Raw genomic sequence first — 17,396 nt, forward strand, 5'->3', positions numbered from 1 at the left:
GGCGGAAGAAATCGGTGTGAACGCGGCCCGGGGGTCGATGGTGGCACCCGGCGGGGACAGGGGGAAGCCGCCGGGCGCGGAAGGGACCCGGCGGCTTCGTGTGCTGGAGGAGAAGCGCGGCGGGTCAGCCGGCTACTCGTACGGCGAGCGCGTCGCCGATCTGCGAGGTGCTGCGGGCGGGCTTGCCGACGCGTTCGGCGAGGTCGGCGGCGACCGCGTCCTCGATGCGGGCGGCCTCGGCCTCGTGGCCGAGGTGGCGCAGCAGCAGGGCGACGGACAGCACGGTGGCGGTCGGGTCGGCCTTGCCCTGGCCCGCGATGTCCGGGGCCGAGCCGTGCACGGGCTCGAACATCGAGGGGTACTCGCCGGAGGGGTTGATGTTGCCGCTCGCGGCGACGCCGATGCCGCCGGAGACGGCCGCGGCGAGGTCGGTGACGATGTCGCCGAAGAGGTTGTCGGTGACGATCACGTCGAAGCGCTCGGGCTGCGTGACCAGGTAGATGGTCGCCGCGTCCACGTGCATGTACTCGGTGGTGACGTCGGGGTACTCCGCGGCCACCTTGGTGAAGACGTCCGTCCACAGGTGGCCGGCGAAGGTCAGCACGTTGTTCTTGTGGATGAGCGCGATCTTCTTGCGCGGGCGGGCCTGGGCCCGGGCGAAGGCGTCGCGGACCACGCGCTCGACACCGAAGGCCGTGTTCACGGAGACCTCGGTGGCGACCTCGTGGGGCGTGCCCTTGCGGATGGTACCGCCGTTGCCGGTGTACGGGCCCTCGGTGCCCTCGCGGACCACCACGAAGTCGATGGACGGCTCGCCCTTCAGCGGCGTGTCCACCCCCGGGAGCAGCTTGGAGGGCCGCAGGTTGACGTGGTGGTCGAAGGCGAAGCGGAGCTTGAGCAGGAAGCCGCGCTCCAGGACGCCGGAGGGGACGCTCGGGTCGCCGATCGCGCCGAGCAGGATGGCGTCGTGCTTCTTCAGGGCGTCGAGGTCGGCGTCGGTGAGGGTCTCACCGGTGGCGTGGTAGCGCCGGGCGCCGAAGTCGTACTCCTTGGTCTCCAGCTTCACATCCTGCGGAAGGACGGCGGAGAGGACCTTGAGGCCTTCGGCCACGACCTCCTGGCCGATGCCGTCACCGGGGATCACTGCGAGATTGATGCTGCGAGACATGCGGGGCACCCTACTCCTCGTCCCATGGGATGACACGCACCGTCCGTCATACGGACAGGCCGCGCCAGGGTGTCGGCCGCCGTTCACCCAGGGGTGGGGCGGGCGTCGGCCGGTGCTGGGACATTCGCCGTCATGGAGATACCCGACTTCGGCATCCCGCCCCGGCTCGCGCAGCGGATGAGCATGGCGGAGCAGCACGAGTACCTGCGGACACGGCTGTCCCGGCGCCGCACGCTGGTGACGGCGGGGGCGGTGGCGAGCGGACTGCTCACGGGGTGCTCGGGGCCGGGCCCGGCGACGGCCGGCACCCGCCCCGCGCCCGCCACCTCCAGGGCCCCGGGTTCCGTCGTCACCCCGTTCGGCCGCCACCTCGCCTTCGGCGCCGACCCCAGGACGCAGATGCGCGTCTCCTGGCAGGTGCCGCTCGCGGTGCGCGCGCCGTTCGTGCGCGTCGGGCTGCGCCCCGACGACCTGGGCGCCAGGGTGGAGGCGGAGCTGCGCGACCTGTACACGCCCGGGGTGCGGGGGACGCGGCCGGCGGTGGAGCAGTACTACGTGCACGCGGCCCTGGACGGCCTGCGGCCGGGCACGACGTACTACTACGGCGTCGGCCACGAGGGCTTCGACCCGGCCTCGTCCGGGCGCCGGTCGACCGTGCACTCCTTCCGCACCGCGCCCGCGGCCCCGCCGGAGAGCTTCGTGTTCACCGCCTTCGGCGACCAGGGGGTGAGCGGGGACGCGGCGGCCAACAACCCGGTGCTGCTGCGCCAGAACCCCGCCTTCCACCTGCACGCCGGGGACATCTGCTACGCGAACCCCACCGGCCGGGGCAAGGACGCGGACGCCTTCGACGCCACCCAGTGGGACCTGTTCCTGAAGCAGACCGAGCCGGTGGCGCGGTCGGTGCCGTGGATGGTGACGACCGGCAACCACGACATGGAGGCCTGGTACTCCCCGGACGGCTACGGCGGCCAGTACGCCCGCTTCGCCCTGCCGGACAGCGGCTTCGACCCGCGCACCGCGCCGGGCGTGTACGCGTTCACCTACGGCAACGTCGGCGTGGTCGCGCTGGACGCGAACGACGTGTCGTACGAGATCCCCGCCAACCTCGGCTGCTCGGGCGGCCGGCAGACGCGGTGGCTGGACCGCACGCTCGGCGAGCTGCGGGCGGCGCGGGACGTCGACTTCGTGGTCGTCTTCTTCCACCACTGCGCCTACTCCACGTCGACGCACGCCTCCGACGGCGGGGTGCGCGCCGAGTGGGTGCCGCTGTTCGCCCGGCACCAGGTGGACCTGGTGATCAACGGGCACAACCACGTGTACGAGCGGACCGACGCCGTCAGGAACGGCGAGGTCGGCAAGCCGGTGCCGATCGGCGCGTCGACGGACCCGCGGCGGGACGGGACCGTGTACGTCACCGCCGGCGGGGGCGGCAAGACCCTCTACGGCTTCCCCGCGGGCGTCGAGGACAGCTACGAGGGACACGTCAGGGACCGCGAGTCGGTCGCGTCCTTCGCGTGGACCCGGTCGAGGGACCGCAGGGACGAGACGGTGGGGTGGTCGCGGGTGCGCTACACCGGCTTCTCGTTCCTCGCGGTGGAGGCGGTGAGCGGTGCGGCCCCGCGGCTGAAGGTGTCGGCGCTCGCGCAGAGCGGCGAGCGGATCGACCACTTCGAGGTGCGGCGCGGCGGGTGAGGCCGGGCCGCACCCCGAAGCGCGGGTGCGGCTCCCGGTATTGGGGGGCGGCTCAGTGGCCGGTCGAGCCGCCGTTGTCCCGGCGGTCGAGGGCGCGCTGGAGGGCGGCGGCGGCGTTCTTGCGGTCGGACTCGGTCGTGCGGGAGGCGTGGCGCACGCGGCGGCGGACGGTCGTCTCGGCCATGGGAGATCGGCTCCTTCGAGGAAAGGGAGGTGCGAGACTCCCCCACCGCCTCATGGGCGTGGGCGGGCCCCCAGATGGGCGGGGAGCGGTGCCGCAGGGGTTGCCTGACGGGGTCCGGCTCACGACCGCCGTTCGCTGGGTCGGCGAGACGTTCGGCTCCTACAAACGTAGGCGAGGGAAAGGCATCTGTCTCCACAATTACTCGGACTTCCTACTATCTGAGACGGGGCGGCGGCCCGTACCGCCCTGACCTGCGGTGACGCCTAGAGCACGTCGCCGTCCCGCCAGTCGAAGACCAGCTCGTCGTCGGCCCCGGCGGGCGCGGCCCACAGGTAGGTGGAGCCCTCCTCCTCCGGCAGCCGCACCACCCCGTCCGGGCCGAGGGCGAGGACCCGCCCGTCCCACGCCCGCCAGCCCCGCGCCTCGTACAGCCGGGCGCCCTCGTCGCTCGCGGAGAGCGCCCCGAACGCGTAGGCCCGGGCGACGATCCCTTCCAGGGCGTCCATGACCCGGCCGCCCAGTCCGGTGCGCCGCACGTCGCGCCGGACGGCGACGCCCTCGACGTATCCGGTCCGCAGCCAGCGGCCCCCGTACCGCACGCGCCGCATGACCACCGCGCCGTGCGCGGCGAGCCCGTGCTCGTCGTCCACCAGGGCGTGCACGCCGCCCAGGGTGTGGTCCCAGTCGTCGTCGGAGAGGTCGCCGTCGAAGGCGTCGTGCAACAGGGCGCGGACGGCGCGGAGTTGCGCCGGGGCGAGGTCCGCGGTGTGGGCCGTGCGCAGTCGGGTGGTCATCACCTCAGTATGCGAGCACGATGGAAGGGTCCGGCTTGCGGAGGGAGACCCGATGTCGGCGCAGCAGCCCCGCGCGCAGGTGATCACCCAGCACCGCTTCGGCGGACCGGACGTGCTGGAGATCGAGGAGCGCCCGTGCCCCGCGCCCGCTCCCGGCGAGGTCCTGGTCCGGGTCCGTGCGGCGGGCGTCAACCCGGCGGACTGGCTGGCGCGTTCGGGGGCGGTGCCGCGCTACGGGGAGCCGCCGTTCACGGCCGGGCAGGACGTGTCCGGGGAGGTGGTGGAGACCGGGGCGGGCGTCACCCGGTTCCGGCCCGGCGACGAGGTCTTCGGCCGGGTCGACGGCGGCGGCCACGCCACGTACGTCACGGCGCCCGCCGGGCGCTTCGCCGCCAAGCCGCACGGGCTGGACCACGTGCACGCCGCCGCCGCGCCGACCGCGGCGCTGCTCGCCTGGCAGGCCCTGGTCGAGACCGCCCGGGTCGGCCCGGGCAGCCGCGTCCTGATCGACGCGGCGGCGGGCGGCGCGGGGCACGTGGCGGTCCAACTGGCCAAGGCGGAGGGCGCGTACGTCGTCGGCGCCGCCCGCGCCGAGGACCACGGCTTCGTGCGGGAACTGGGCGCCGACGCGCTCGTCGACGACACGGACACCGACTTCACGGAGACCGTCCACGGCCTGGACGCGGCCCTCGACCTGGCCGGCGGCGACCACGGCCCCCGCGCCCTCGACACCCTGCACCCGGGCGGCCTGCTGCTCTGCGCCGTACCCGCCGACCTGGGCCTGGCGCCCGAGGACGCCGAGGCCCGCGGCATGCGGTGCGCGGTCGTGGAGGCGGACGCCCCGGACGAGCGCCTGCCCCGGGTCGCCGCCCTGCTCGCCGACCAGCGGATCCGGCTCCACGTGGCGGCGACCCCTCCCTTCACCGACCCGGCCAGGGCCCACGAGCTGGGCGAGACGGGACGCGCGCGGGGCGGCATCGTGCTCGTCCCGGCCGGCTGACCCTCCCCGGTGCGGGACCCGGTCCGGCCGCTCGCCGGGCGGACACGACGGCGGGCCGGGCCCGTGCGGCCCGGCCCGTCGGCGCCGTGGGGGGTCAGCCCATGTGCGGGTAGGTGTAGTCGGTCGGCGGGACCAGCGTCTCCTTGATGGCGCGGGTCAGGGTCCAGCGCGTGAGGTTCTGCGGGGCGCCGGCCTTGTCGTTGGTGCCCGAGGCGCGGCCGCCGCCGAAGGGCTGCTGGCCGACCACGGCGCCGGTCGACTTGTCGTTGATGTAGAAGTTGCCGGCGGCGTAGCGCAGCTTCTCCATGGTGTACGCCGCCGCCGCGCGGTCGTTCGCGATGACCGAGCCGGTCAGGGCGTAGTCGGAGACCGACTCCATCTGGGTCAGCATCTCGTCGTAACGGTCGTCCTCGTAGACGTGCACGGCGAGGATCGGGCCGAAGTACTCGGTGCGGAAGACCTCGTTCTCCGGGTCGGTGCACTCGATGACGGTCGGGCGGACGAACCAGCCGGTCGAGTCGTCGTAGGTGCCGCCCGCGACGATCGTGCAGGCGGGGTCCTCCTGGGCGCGGTCGATGGCGGCCTTGTTCTTGGCGAAGGCGCGCTCGTCGATGACGGCGCCCATGAAGTTGGACAGGTCGGTGACGTCACCCATCTTGATGCCGTCGACCTCGGCCGCGAACTCCTCCTTGAAGCCGGAGTTCCACAGGGAGGCCGGGATGTAGGCGCGGGAGGTGGCGCTGCACTTCTGGCCCTGGTACTCGAAGGCGCCGCGGGTCAGGGCGGTCTTCAGCACCGCGCGGTCGGCCGACGGGTGGGCCACCACGAAGTCCTTGCCGCCGGTCTCGCCGACCAGGCGCGGGTAGGCGCGGTACTTCTCGATGTTGGCGCCGACCGTCTTCCACAGGTACTGGAAGGTCTTGGTCGAGCCGGTGAAGTGGATGCCGGCCAGGTCGCGGTGGTTCAGGGCGACCTCGGAGACCGCGATGCCGTCGCCGGTGACGAGGTTGATGACGCCCTTGGGCAGACCGGCCTCCTCCAGCAGCCGCATCAGCAGCACGGCGGCGTGGGTCTGGGTGGGGGACGGCTTCCACACCACGACGTTGCCCATGAGCGCGGGCGCGGTCGGCAGGTTGCCGGCGATCGCCGTGAAGTTGAACGGCGTGATCGCGTAGACGAAGCCCTCCAGCGGGCGGTGGTCGAGGCGGTTCCACACGCCCGGCGCGTTGGCCGGGGGCTGCTCGGCCAGGATCTGGCGGGCGTAGTGGACGTTGAAGCGCCAGAAGTCGACGAGCTCGCAGGGGGTGTCGATCTCGGCCTGCTGGGCGGTCTTGCCCTGGCCGAGCATGGTGGAGGCGGCCAGGGTCTCGCGCCAGGGGCCGGCCAGCAGCTCGGCGGCGCGCAGGATGATCGCGGCGCGGTCGTCGAAGGACATCGCGCGCCAGGCGGGCGCGGCGGCCAGGGCCGCGTCGACGGCGTCCCGGGCGTCCTGCTGGGTGGCGTTGCGGTAGGTGCCGAGGACGGCCCGGTGGTTGTGCGGCTGGACGACCTGGAAGGCCTCGCCGCCGCCCATCCGCTGCTCGCCGCCGATGGTGCAGGGCAGGTCGATGGGGTTGTCGGCCAGCTCCTTGAGCTTGGCCTCCAGCCGGGAGCGCTCGGGCGAGCCGGGCGCGTAGCCGTGCACCGGCTCGTTGACGGGGGTGGGGACCTGGGTCACAGCGTCCATGTTTTCCGTAACTCCTTGAGGTGAGCGGTGGGGCGGGCTCGGCCGGTGGTTCAGCCCTTGGTGACGAGCGAGCGGGCGAAGAAGCGCAGGTTCGCCGGCTTCTCCGCGAGGCGCCGCATGAAGTAGCCGTACCAGTCGGTGCCGTAGGCGGTGTAGACGCGCATGCGGTGGCCCTCGGCGGCCAGCCGCAGGTGCTCCTCGGAGCGGATGCCGTACAGCATCTGGAACTCGTACTCGTCGAGCTTGCGTCCGGCGCGGTGGGCGAGCTCCTGGGCGACGGCGATCAGGCGCGGGTCGTGCGAGCCGATCATCGGGTAGCCGTCGCCGTCCATCAGGGTCCGCAGGACGCGGACGTACGCCTTGTCGATCTCGTGCTTGTCCTGGTACGCGACGGAGGCGGGCTCCTTGTAGGCGCCCTTGACCAGGCGGACGCGGCTGCCGCTGTCGGCGAGGCGGCGGGCGTCGGCCTCAGTGCGGAAGAGGTAGGCCTGGATGACGCAGCCGGTCTGCGGGACGTCCCTGCGCAGCTCCTCGTGGATGGCGAACATCGAGTCGAGGGTGGTGTGGTCCTCGGCGTCGAGGGTGACCGTGGTGCCGATCGCGGCGGCGGCCTCGACGACCGGGCGCACGTTGGCGAGGGCCAGCTCGTGGCCGCCCGGCAGGGCCTGCCCGAACATCGACAGCTTCACCGACATCTCGGCGCGGGTGCCGAGCTCCAGCGGCTTGAGCCGGTCGATCAGCTCCAGGTAGGCGTCGCGGGCGGCGGCGGCCTGCTCGGGGGTGGTGATGTCCTCGCCGACGACGTCCATCGTCAGCTCCAGGCCCTTGCCGGTGAGCTCCTCGACGACCGGCAGGATGTCGTCGACCGTCTCGCCGGGGATGAACCGGTCGACGACCTGCCTGGTCCCGGGAGCCGCCGAGATCAGACGGCGCATCCGGTCGCTGCGCGACGCGGCGAGAATCACGGGACCCAGCACGGGGCACCTCCACAGACACAAGCACCGAAGGGGCCGTTGCCCGACCATTCGGGTACGGCACGGAGAACCACCGTGAAACCTAAGGATCCCTCCGATCGTCGGCCATCGACAGCTGTCACGCATCCGTGCCGCGGATCTCAGACAGATGTATGAAGGCCCGGCGGCCGTACGGGACAATGGCGGGGTGACGTCGGATTTCAGGGGTGCCTACCAGGAGCTGGTCGACGAGATCTCGGAGCTGCTCGGCGCGCCGGCGACACTGGAGAACCGCGACTTCGAGCTGATCGCCTTCGGCGCGTACGACAGCGAGGGCGACCTCGACCCGTCCGCCCTGGACCCGGTGCGCACCCGCTCGATCCTCACCCGCCGTTCGACGCCCGCCGTCCGCGCCTGGTTCGAGGGCTTCGGCATCACCCGGGCCACCGGCCCGGTCCGCATCCCGCCGTCCCCGGAGGCCGGGGTGTACCGGGGCCGGGTCTGCCTGCCGGTGCGCCACCGGGGCGTGGTCCTCGGCTACGTCTGGCTGCTGGACGACGACCCGGGGCCGGGCGCGGCGCAGCTGGCGGCGGCCATGGGGGTCGCGGCCCGGATCGGCGCGCTGCTCGCGGACGAGGCCCAGCACGGCGCGGACCTCAGCCGGGAGCTGCGGGCGGTGCTGACCGCCGAGCGGGACTGGCAGCGCGACATGGCGGTGGCGGAGCTGCGCACGGCCCTGGGCGTGCGCGCCGACGCCCTCCACACGGTGGTGTGCGTGGCGCCCTGGCCCTCGGCCGACCCCGACGACGCCCCCTCGGTGCGGACCGTGCCGGGAGCGACGGCGCTGTGCACGGTGCCGTGGGGCGCCACCGGCCAGAGCCTGGCCCTGCTGCTCCGGCTGCGCTCGGCGGACGTCCTGGCCCCGGCGACGGCGGCGGCCACGCGGCTGCTGGAGCGGGCCGGGGGCGGGACGCGGGAGCCGGGCGCGGCGCCCCGCGCCGGAACGGCACCGGGTCCCGCGCGGGCGTCCGGCCCGGCCGCCGGGGTCGCCACCCCGCGCAGCGGGCTCGCGGACCTGGGCGCGGCCTGGCGGGAGGCGTCGGCGGCGGCTCGCGCGGCGCTGGCCGAGCCCCGCTTCGGCCCGGTCGCCCGGTGGGCGTCGATCGGTCCGTTCCGGCTGCTCACCGCCCTTCCGGCGGAGGCGGCCCACGACCCCGCCGTCCGCCCCCTGCTCTCCGCCGTCCACCGCGACCTCGCCCGTACCGCCGAGGTCTACCTCGACTGCGCCGGCCAGGCCGCCCGCACGGCCGCCGAGCTGGGCATCCACCGCCAGACCCTCTACTACCGGCTGTCCCGCGTCGAGAAGCTGACCGGCCTGGACCTGGACGACGGCGAGGACCGGCTGCTGCTGCACATGGCGCTCAAGACCGCCCGCCTGTGAGGGGCGCCGGCCTCCGCGGGCCGGCCGCCGGGCGGCAGGGGCGCGATCGGGCCCGGTATTGAAAACGATTGTCATCGTGCTACGGTCGTTGCGCGCTCAATCACCGCGCCCCCCTCATCGCCCCTCGCCCCGCCCCTGACCGGAGTGTTCCGTGCGCGTCCCCGCCCGTCTCGTCCCGCTGCCCGCGACCGCCGCGGCCTGCGTCCTGCTCACCGGATGCTTCGCGCCGGCCGGCCCGTCGGACACCGGCACCGGGGGCAAGCGGATCCGCGTCGCGATGATGCAGCCCCCGCGCTCCGGCCTCTCCCCGCTCTCCGACGACGCGTTCAAGCTGTCCCGCTGGGCCACCGCCGAGACGCTGGTGAAGCTGGACGCCGAGGGCGACGCGCGGCCGGCGCTGGCCACCGGGTGGCGGCGGTCCGGCCGGAGCTGGACCTTCACGATCCGCGACGGGGTCACCTTCCACGACGGCACGCGGCTGACCGCCGACGCGGTCGTCGCCTCCCTCACCCGGGCCGCCGGCGCCTCCCCCAAGCCCCGCATCCTCGACGGCGTCGACCTGACCGCGCGGGCCGACGGCGACGAGGTCACCGTCACCACCGCCGCCGAGGACCCCCTGCTCCCGCAGCGGCTGAGCTCCCCGCAGCTGGCGGTCCTCGCGGCGAAGGCGTACCGGGGGAAGACGGTCGACCCCGTCGGCGCCGGCACCGGCCCCTTCGAACTGGTGGAGGTCGACGGCACCTCCGCCGCCCGCCTGGACCGCTACGACGCCTACTGGGGCGGCAGGGCCAAGGCGCCCGGCATCGACGTGCGGTTCGTGCCGGACGGCACGGCACGCGCCGCCGCCCTGCGCAGCGGCGAGGCCGACATCGTCGAGGCGGTGCCGGTCTCGCAGGCCGCCGTCCTCGACCGCGACCTGGTCACCGAGGTCCCCATGCCGCGCACCAACACCCTCTACCTCAACACCGGGAAGGGCGCCTTCGAGGACCCCGCCCTGCGCGCGGCCGCCCGCGAGGCCGTCGACGCGGAGTCGATCGTGACGGGCGTGTACGAGGGCCGCGCCGACGTCGCGGAGGGGCTGCTCGGGCCCGCGCTGCCCTGGGCGGCCGGACTGCGCGAGCCGGTCCGGCGCACGGCGGAGGCCGGCGACCCGGCCGGGAGGACCATCACCATCGGCACCTTCACCGACCGCGCCGAACTGCCCGAGGTCGCCGCCGCCCTGCAACAGCAGCTCCAGAAGGCCGGGTTCGAGGTGAAGCTGGACGTGCGCGAGTACGCCGCGATCGAGTCCGACGCGCTGGCGGGCGCGTTCGACGCCTTCGTCCTCTCCCGCGCCACCGTGCTGGACTCCGGCGACCCGGCCGCCTACCTCTACAGCGACTTCGCCTCCGACGGCTCCTTCAACATCTCCCGGCTGGCGGACCCGCGGGTGGACAAGGCCCTGGAGAAGGCGGGCGGGACGCCGACCGGGGACGCCCGGCGCCGGGCGGTCGTCGAGGCCGAGGCCGCCGTGCTCGCCACCGACGCGGCCGTCCCCCTGCTCCACGAGCGCGTGATCCAGGGCGACGCCGCCGGGGTCGTCGGCGCGGCCCACGACCCCCGCGAGCGCGAGCTCGTCACGGCGGACACCTACGTCAGGTGAGGCCCACCGCCGCGGGGACGACCCGCGCCCTGTCCCTCCTCGCCGTCCTGGCCGCCGTCGGCCTGCTGCCCTGGCTCTCCGGCCGGGACCCCGCCCTGACGGTGCTGCGCGCCCGCTCCGCCGAGCAGGAGCCGACCCGGGAGGCCCTGGACGCCGTACGGCGCGACCTCGGCCTGGACGCCGGGCCCGTGGGGCTGCTGGGCGGGTGGGCGTCCGGCCTGGTGCGCGGCGACCTCGGCACCTCCTGGGTGTCGGGCACCGACGTCCTGCCCTCGGTGATCTCCGGGCTCCAGGTGTCGCTGACGCTGATGGGCGCCGCGCTGGCCGTGGCGGTGCTGCTGGCGTGCGCGCTGGTCGCGCCCGTGCTGGTGCGGGGGCGGGGCTCGGCCGGGGCCCTCGCCGCGATGCCGGCCGCCGTGCCGGAGTTCCTGCTGGCCACCGTCGCGCTGCTGGTCTGCGGTGTCTGGCTGGGGTGGCTGCCGACGTCCGGCTGGCAGGGCCCGTCGCACCTGGTGCTGCCCGCCCTCGCCCTCGGCGTCCCCGCGGGCGGGCTGCTCGGCCGTCTGGTCGCGGACGCGCTGCCCGCCGTGCTCGACGAGCGGTGGGCCCAGCTCTGGCGGGGCGCGGGGGTGGGCCGGGCCCGGATCGCGGGCGCCGCGCTGCGCCGCGTCCTGCCGTCGCTGGCCCCGCAGTGCGCGATGGCCGCCGTCGGGCTGGCCGGCGGCGCGGTCGCCGTCGAGACCGTGTTCGCCGTGCCCGGCATCGGGCGTACGGCGCTCGGCGCGGCCAAGGCGCAGGACCTGCCGCTGCTCCAGGGCGCGGTCCTGGCGCTGCTGCTGCTCGGCCTGGTCACCGGCGCCGCCGCCGCGGTCGTCCGCCGCCGGCTGCTGGGTCCCGCCCTGGACGCCGCCGGGCTCGCCCTGCCCCCGGCCCGCCCGGTCCGCACCCATCCGGCGGTCCCGGCGGCGCTGCTCGCCGCGCTCGCCGGGGCCGTCGGCTGGGGCCTGCTGCGCGACCCGTACACGGTCGACACCGCGCTGCGGCTGGCCGCGCCGTCCTGGGCGCACCCGCTGGGCACCGACGGCCTCGGCCGTGACGTGCTGGCCCGGCTCGGGCACGGCGCCGCGTCGACGGTCGGCACGGCCGCCGCCGTCTGCCTGCTCAGCCTGGTGGCCGGTCTGGCGCTCGGCTTCCTGCCGGGCGTCGCGGCGGGCGCGGCGGACATCGCCAACGCGCTGCCCCCGGTCATCGTCGGCATCCTGGTCGCGGCCGCCGCCGGGCCCGGCACCGGCGGCGCGGCCCTCGCGGTCGCGCTGGTCTCCTGGCCGCCGCTGGCCGCGCACACGGCGGCGCTCACCCAGGAGGTGCGGGCGTCGGCGTTCCTGACCGCCCAGCGGGCCATCGGCGCCCCGCCGTGGTGGATCCTCACCCGGCACGTCCTGCCGTCCGTCGCCGCGCCCGTCGCCCGGCACGCCCTGCTGCGGCTGCCCGGCATCGCCCTCGCGCTGGCCTCGCTGGGCTTCCTCGGCCTGGGCGCCCGGCCGCCCGCCCCCGAGTGGGGCCTGCTCCTGGACGAGTCCCGCGCCTACGTGGAGCGGGCGCCGTGGGCCGCGCTCGCCCCGGCGGTGGCGCTGGCCCTGCTGACGGGGCTGGCGGTGTCCGCCGCGTCCCTCGCGCGGGGCCGCGCCGCACGGCACGTCCCCCACCCGAAGGAGGCCACCGTTGGCGTCTGACGTCCTGCTCTCGGTCCGCGATCTGCGTATCGCCTTCGACGGCGTGGAGACCGTGCGCGGCCTCTCCTTCGACGTGCGCCCGCGCGAAGTGCTCGCGCTGGTCGGCGAGTCGGGCGCGGGCAAGTCCCTCACCGCCCGCGCCCTGCTCGGGATGCTGCCGCGCGGCGCGGTGCGCGGCGGCGGGATCCGCCCGGACCTGGCCGCCCACCGCGGCCGCCACATCTCCCTGATCCCGCAGGACGCCCTGTCCGCCCTCTCCCCCGTGCACCCGGTGGGCGACCAACTGGCCGCCGCCGTACGGTCGGTGGCGCGGGTCTCCCGGCGGGAGGCCAGGGCCCGGGCGGTCGCGGCCCTGGAGCGCGTCGGCATCCCGGACGCCGCCCGCCGGGCGCGGGCCTACCCGCACGAGTACTCCGGCGGCATGCGGCAGCGGGCGGTCATCGCCATGGCGACGGTGAACGAACCGGAGATCGTGGTCGCCGACGAACCCACCACCGCGCTCGACGAGGACCACCGCGACCAGGTGCTGCGGGTCCTCGCCGAGCGGCGCGAGGCGACCGGCGCCGCGCTCGTCCTGGTCACCCACGACATGGACGCCGTACGGCGGCACGCGGACCGCGTACTGGTCCTGTACGCCGGGCGGCTCGCCGAACTCGGCCCGGCCGCCGCCGTCCTGGACCGTCCCCGTGCCCCCTACACGGCGGGCCTGCTCGCCTCCCTCCCGCGGCACGCGCCGCGCGGACGGCGCCTGCCCGCCCTGCGCGGCACGCCGCCCGCCCCGGACGCCCTGCCGCCGGGCTGCGCGTTCGCCCCGCGCTGCCCGCTCGCGGCGGACGTGTGCCACGAGACGGACCCGGAGCCGCGGGAGGCGGACGGACGCCTGGTGGCGTGCCACCGCCGGGAGGAGATCCCCCACCCGGCGACCGGGCTGTTCCTCCGGGAGCGGCCGTCCGCATGACCGGTCCCCTGCTCGACGTCCGCGACCTCGTCGTCCGCCACGGCCGGCGCACCGCCGTGGACCGCGTCTCGTTCACCCTGGCCGCCGGCGAGACCCTCGCCCTGAACGGCCCGTCCGGCTGCGGCAAGACCTCCACGGCCCTGGCGGTGCTCCAGCTGCGCCGCCCCGACGCCGGCGAGGTCCGCTTCGAGGGCCGCGAGCTGACGGCGCTGCCCGAGCGCGCGCTGCGCCCGCTGCGCCCGCGCATGCAGCCGGTCTTCCAGGACCCGTACGGGTCGCTGAGCCCGCGCCACCGCATCCGGGACGCGCTCGCGGAACCGCTGAAGGTCCAGGGCCGCTGGGACGCCGACGGCCCGGCGCGCGTCGCCGCGCTCCTGGACCGGGTCGGGCTGGACCCGTCCTGCGGCGACCGCCGTCCGCACGAGCTGTCCGGCGGCCAGTGCCAGCGCGCCGGCATCGCCCGCGCGCTGGCCTCCGAGCCGCGCCTGCTGGTCCTCGACGAACCGGTCTCGTCCCTCGACCCGTCGGTGCGGGCGGGGGTGCTCAACCTGCTCGCCGACCTCCAGGACGACCTCGGCCTCGGCTACCTGTTCATCTGCCACGACCGGGCGGTCCTGAGGCACGTCGCGGACCGGGTGCTGGAGATGCGCGACGGGCGGCTCACCGCCGAGTGGCGGCCCCGGTAGCCCGGCGCGGTCCCGCGGTGAGCCGGCCGGCCCCGGGGCGGTCCCCGGGTCGAAGGACCACCGGGCGATCAGGCCCGTTATCGGGATCACGCAGAAGGCGCCGAGGGTGCCGGCGGTCCCGTCGGACACGTCCTCCTCCCGTCCGCCCGTGAGCGGCGGGACCGGTCCCCGCCCGGCCCCGCGCCGCGCCCGGGCCGAGCGGGGACACCCCGGCGACGGCGGCGCGGGAGGCGTCCACCGGCGGGATGCGGGGTGCCTCGCTCGCGGGGCGGCGGTTCTCGCGGGGGCCGCGGTGCCGGCGGCGGTCACCCTGCGGCGGGCGGCCGCGGAGAAAGGCACGGGTCCGGCGAAGGGGCCCGTGCGACCCGTGCGCGGGGCACCGCCTCCCCGGCACGGCGCCGCGCACGAGAAACGCCGGACGGGCACTCGGCCCGTCCGGCGTCGGCTCGGCTCAGATCAGACCAGGTTGACCGACCGGGCGGAGGTGGCGCCGATCTCCTCGGCGAGCTCGGCCAGCACCCCGGCCGCCACCGTGTCGTCCACGGTCAGCACGGCCAGCGCCTCGCCGCCCACGGCCGCGCGGGCGACCTGCATGCCGGCGATGTTGATGCCCGCCTCGCCGAGGATGCGGCCGACGGTGCCGACGACACCCGGGCGGTCCTCGTACTTCAGCACCACCATGTGGTCGGCGAGCGCGAGGTCGACGTCGTAGTCGCCGACCGCGACGATCTTCTGCAGGTGCTTCGGACCGGCCAGCGTGCCGGAGACCGACACCTCCTCGCCGTCCGCGAGGGTGCCGCGCACGGTGACGACGTTGCGGTGGTCGGGCGACTCGGAGCTGGTGGTCAGCCGCACCTCGACGCCGCGCTCCTGCGCGAACAGCGGGGCGTTGACGTAGGACACCGTCTCGTCGACGACGTCCTCGAAGACGCCCTTGAGCGCGGACAGCTCCAGCACCTTCACGTCGTGCTGGGTGATCTCGCCGTACACCTCGACGTCGAGGCGGACCGCGACCTCGCCGGCGAGCGCGGTGAAGATCCGGCCCAGGCGCTCGGCGAGCGGCAGGCCCGGCTTGACGTCCTCGGCGATGACACCGCCCTGGACGTTGACCGCGTCCGGCACGAGCTCGCCGGCGAGCGCGAGCCGCACCGACTTGGCGACGGCGATGCCGGCCTTCTCCTGCGCCTCGTCGGTCGACGCGCCGAGGTGCGGGGTGCACACCACCTGGTCGAATTCGAACAGCGGCGAGTCCGTGCACGGCTCCTTGGCGTACACGTCGAGGCCGGCGCCGGCGACCCGGCCCTCCTTGAGGGCGGAGTACAGCGCCTCCTCGTCGACGATCCCGCCGCGCGCGGCGTTGATGACGCGCACGCCCGGCTTGACCTTGCGCAGCGCCTCCTCGCCGATCAGACCCAGCGTCTCGGGGGTCTTGGGCAGGTGCACGGTGATGAAGTCGGAGACCTCCAGCAGCTCGTCCAGCGACAGCACCTTGACGCCCATCTGCGCGGCGCGCGCGGGCTGCACGTAGGGGTCGTAGGCGACGACCTTCATGCCGAAGGCGGACATGCGCTGTGCGACGAGGGCGCCGATCCGGCCCAGACCCACGACACCCAGGGTCTTCTCGGCCAGTTCGACGCCCGTGTACTTGCTGCGCTTCCACTCGCCGTTCTTCAGCGCGGCGTTGGCCTGCGGGATGTTGCGGGCCGTGGCGAGGATCAGGCCGCAGGCGAGCTCGGCGGCGGTCACGATGTTGGAGGTCGGGGCGTTGACGACCATCACGCCGGCCTTGGTGGCGGCGGAGACGTCCACGTTGTCCAGGCCGACGCCGGCTCGTGCGACGACCTTGAGCTTGTGCGCGGCGGCGATCGCCTCGGCGTCGACCTTGGTGGCCGAACGGATCAGGATCGCGTCCACGTCGGCGATGGCCGGGAGCAGCTCGGCCCGGTCCGCTCCGTTGCAGTGGCGGATCTCGAAGTCCGGCCCCAGTGCGTCGACGGTGGCGGGCGACAGCTCTTCGGCGATGAGTACGACGGGTTTCGAGCTCACGTGAGTCCTCGCATGTCCATTGCGGACGGCCGTCCCGACGGCCGCAGGCGGTGGAGGGGTGGTGGCCGCGTGGAAGACGCACGACGCTGTGGGCCTGACGCGTATGTTGTGCAGCAGTGTAGTGGCGCGGCGCGGGTCGTCTTACGCCTCTGCGGAAGGATCACCCGTCCGTGGCTGGACGGGGTGGACAACGCCGTACCACCGACGTTACCCGGGGTTCGCCGAAGGGGCCGGAGCGCGGTGCTCCGGCCCCTCGGGCGGTCGGCTCACGCCTCCTCGTCGACCCAGCTCATGAGCTTGCGCAGCTCCTTGCCGGTGGTCTCCAGCAGGTGCTCGGAGTCCTGCTGCTTGTACTCGTTGTACTTCTTCAGGCCACCGTGGTACTCGTCCATCCACTGCCGGGCGAACGTGCCGTCCTGGATCTCGGCGAGGACCTTCTTCATCTCGGCCTTGGTGGCGTCGGTGATGATCCGCGGGCCGGTGACGTAGTCGCCCCACTCGGCGGTCTCGGAGACCGACCAGCGCATCTTCTCCAGGCCGCCCTCGTACATGAGGTCGACGATCAGCTTCAGCTCGTGCAGGCACTCGAAGTAGGCGATCTCCGGCTGGTAGCCGGCCTCGGTCAGCGTCTCGAAGCCCGCCTTGACCAGCGCCGCGGTGCCACCGCACAGGACGGCCTGCTCACCGAACAGGTCGGTCTCGGTCTCCTCGGTGAAGGTCGTCTTGATGACGCCGGCGCGGGTGCCGCCGATGCCCTTGGCGTACGACAGGGCCAGCTCGAAGGCGCCTCCGGTGGCGTCCTGCTCGACGGCGGCGATGCAGGGAACGCCGCGGCCCTCCTCGTACTGACGGCGCACCAGGTGGCCCGGGCCCTTCGGAGCGACCATGCAGACGTCCACGCCGGCCGGGGGCTTGATGAAGCCGAAGCGGATGTTGAAGCCGTGGCCGAAGAACAGCGCGTCGCCGTCCTTCAGGTGCGGGGCGATGTGCTCCTCGTAGACCTGGGCCTGGATGGGGTCCGGCACCAGGATCATCACGACGTCGGCCTCGGCGGCGGCCTCGGACGGGCTCACCACGCGCAGGCCCTGCTCCTCGGCCTTGGCCTTGGACTTGGAGCCCTCGTGCAGACCGACACGCACGTCGACGCCCGAGTCGCGCAGCGACAGCGCGTGGGCGTGGCCCTGGCTGCCGTACCCGATGACCGCGACCTTGCGGCCCTGGATGATGGACAGGTCGGCGTCGGCGTCGTAGAACAGCTCGGCCACTTTGGGTTCTCTCCTTGAGTGCAGGTGTTGCGTCCCACCGTATGACGGCGGGCGGAAGGGAAGGCTCGGGGTCTCGGTATGCGGGCGGCCGGTGTGTCCCCGGCC

At 74.7% G+C, this 17,396-nt stretch carries 14 protein-coding genes; 7 read left to right on the forward strand and 7 right to left on the reverse strand.

Annotated elements, in window-relative coordinates; genetic code table 11:
* Positions 1-124: 124 nt before the first annotated feature.
* A complete protein-coding gene (locus ACIF8T_RS17055; RefSeq protein WP_400035714.1) occupies positions 125-1,168 on the reverse strand; it encodes a 3-isopropylmalate dehydrogenase in 1,044 nt (347 codons plus the stop codon).
* A gap of 132 nt (positions 1,169-1,300) precedes the next feature.
* Here ACIF8T_RS17055 and ACIF8T_RS17060 point away from each other — a divergent pair, with 132 nt between their 5' ends.
* Complete coding sequence (locus ACIF8T_RS17060; protein WP_400035716.1) at positions 1,301-2,863, forward strand: purple acid phosphatase family protein; 1,563 nt, start codon at positions 1,301-1,303, stop codon at positions 2,861-2,863.
* A 52-nt stretch (positions 2,864-2,915) separates the two neighbouring features.
* On the opposite strand, the gene ACIF8T_RS17065 is transcribed toward ACIF8T_RS17060, so the two are convergent.
* Both ACIF8T_RS17065 and ACIF8T_RS17070 read right to left on the reverse strand, forming a co-directional pair.
* Positions 2,916-3,047: a hypothetical protein gene (locus ACIF8T_RS17065; RefSeq protein WP_086014670.1), complete on the reverse strand. Its 132-nt coding sequence runs from the start codon at positions 3,045-3,047 to the stop codon at positions 2,916-2,918.
* A 263-nt stretch (positions 3,048-3,310) separates the two neighbouring features.
* Positions 3,311-3,841: a GNAT family N-acetyltransferase gene (locus ACIF8T_RS17070; RefSeq protein ID WP_400035718.1), complete on the reverse strand. Its 531-nt coding sequence runs from the start codon at positions 3,839-3,841 to the stop codon at positions 3,311-3,313.
* Between the two features lie 52 nt (positions 3,842-3,893).
* Between ACIF8T_RS17070 and ACIF8T_RS17075 the strand changes: the two genes are divergently transcribed.
* Positions 3,894-4,841 (forward strand): NADP-dependent oxidoreductase, encoded by a 948-nt coding sequence (locus ACIF8T_RS17075; RefSeq protein ID WP_400035720.1) that lies wholly within the window; start codon positions 3,894-3,896, stop codon positions 4,839-4,841.
* 94 nt (positions 4,842-4,935) lie between these two features.
* Here ACIF8T_RS17075 and pruA read toward each other — a convergent pair whose 3' ends face one another.
* Positions 4,936-6,567 (reverse strand): L-glutamate gamma-semialdehyde dehydrogenase, encoded by a 1,632-nt coding sequence (pruA, locus tag ACIF8T_RS17080; RefSeq protein WP_400035722.1) that lies wholly within the window; start codon positions 6,565-6,567, stop codon positions 4,936-4,938.
* A gap of 50 nt (positions 6,568-6,617) precedes the next feature.
* Positions 6,618-7,544, reverse strand: coding sequence for a proline dehydrogenase family protein (locus ACIF8T_RS17085; RefSeq protein WP_400035724.1), 927 nt, complete (start codon positions 7,542-7,544; stop codon positions 6,618-6,620).
* Positions 7,545-7,689: 145 nt separating this feature from the next.
* Between ACIF8T_RS17085 and ACIF8T_RS17090 the strand changes: the two genes are divergently transcribed.
* From ACIF8T_RS17090 to ACIF8T_RS17110, 5 genes are all read left to right on the forward strand, one after another.
* Positions 7,690-8,961 (forward strand): PucR family transcriptional regulator, encoded by a 1,272-nt coding sequence (locus tag ACIF8T_RS17090; RefSeq protein ID WP_400035726.1) that lies wholly within the window; start codon positions 7,690-7,692, stop codon positions 8,959-8,961.
* A gap of 151 nt (positions 8,962-9,112) precedes the next feature.
* Entirely contained in the window at positions 9,113-10,603 is a 1,491-nt protein-coding gene (locus tag ACIF8T_RS17095) for an ABC transporter substrate-binding protein (protein WP_400035727.1), read from the forward strand.
* Positions 10,600-12,336: an ABC transporter permease subunit gene (locus ACIF8T_RS17100; RefSeq protein ID WP_400035729.1), complete on the forward strand. Its 1,737-nt coding sequence runs from the start codon at positions 10,600-10,602 to the stop codon at positions 12,334-12,336. The genes ACIF8T_RS17095 and ACIF8T_RS17100 overlap by 4 nt, the downstream gene beginning before the upstream one ends.
* Entirely contained in the window at positions 12,326-13,294 is a 969-nt protein-coding gene (locus tag ACIF8T_RS17105; protein WP_400035731.1) for an ABC transporter ATP-binding protein, read from the forward strand. The genes ACIF8T_RS17100 and ACIF8T_RS17105 overlap by 11 nt, the downstream gene beginning before the upstream one ends.
* Positions 13,291-13,980, forward strand: a complete 690-nt coding sequence (locus tag ACIF8T_RS17110; protein WP_400035733.1) for an ATP-binding cassette domain-containing protein — start codon at positions 13,291-13,293, stop codon at positions 13,978-13,980. The genes ACIF8T_RS17105 and ACIF8T_RS17110 overlap by 4 nt, the downstream gene beginning before the upstream one ends.
* Positions 13,981-14,436: 456 nt before the next feature.
* On the opposite strand, the gene serA is transcribed toward ACIF8T_RS17110, so the two are convergent.
* A complete protein-coding gene (gene serA / locus ACIF8T_RS17115) occupies positions 14,437-16,026 on the reverse strand; it encodes a phosphoglycerate dehydrogenase (RefSeq protein WP_400035735.1) in 1,590 nt (529 codons plus the stop codon).
* A 266-nt stretch (positions 16,027-16,292) separates the two neighbouring features.
* Positions 16,293-17,291 (reverse strand): ketol-acid reductoisomerase, encoded by a 999-nt coding sequence (gene ilvC / locus ACIF8T_RS17120; RefSeq protein WP_400035737.1) that lies wholly within the window; start codon positions 17,289-17,291, stop codon positions 16,293-16,295.
* Positions 17,292-17,396: the final 105 nt, after the last annotated feature.

This window comes from Streptomyces sp. NPDC085946 (genome assembly GCF_044540485.1).
Taxonomy (GTDB): domain Bacteria; phylum Actinomycetota; class Actinomycetes; order Streptomycetales; family Streptomycetaceae; genus Streptomyces.

Excerpts from the sequence above, each read along its gene's own strand:
- pruA (WP_400035722.1), bottom strand. The coding sequence starts at position 6,567 with ATGGACGCTGTGACCCAGGTCCCCACCCCCGTCAACGAGCCGGTGCAC.
- ACIF8T_RS17070 (WP_400035718.1), bottom strand. The coding sequence starts at position 3,841 with ATGACCACCCGACTGCGCACGGCCCACACCGCGGACCTCGCCCCGGCG.
- ACIF8T_RS17075 (WP_400035720.1), top strand. The coding sequence starts at position 3,894 with ATGTCGGCGCAGCAGCCCCGCGCGCAGGTGATCACCCAGCACCGCTTC.
- ACIF8T_RS17065 (WP_086014670.1), bottom strand. The coding sequence starts at position 3,047 with ATGGCCGAGACGACCGTCCGCCGCCGCGTGCGCCACGCCTCCCGCACG.
- ACIF8T_RS17060 (WP_400035716.1), top strand. The coding sequence starts at position 1,301 with ATGGAGATACCCGACTTCGGCATCCCGCCCCGGCTCGCGCAGCGGATG.
- ACIF8T_RS17090 (WP_400035726.1), top strand. The coding sequence starts at position 7,690 with ATGTATGAAGGCCCGGCGGCCGTACGGGACAATGGCGGGGTGACGTCG.
- ACIF8T_RS17110 (WP_400035733.1), top strand. The coding sequence starts at position 13,291 with ATGACCGGTCCCCTGCTCGACGTCCGCGACCTCGTCGTCCGCCACGGC.
- ACIF8T_RS17055 (WP_400035714.1), bottom strand. The coding sequence starts at position 1,168 with ATGTCTCGCAGCATCAATCTCGCAGTGATCCCCGGTGACGGCATCGGC.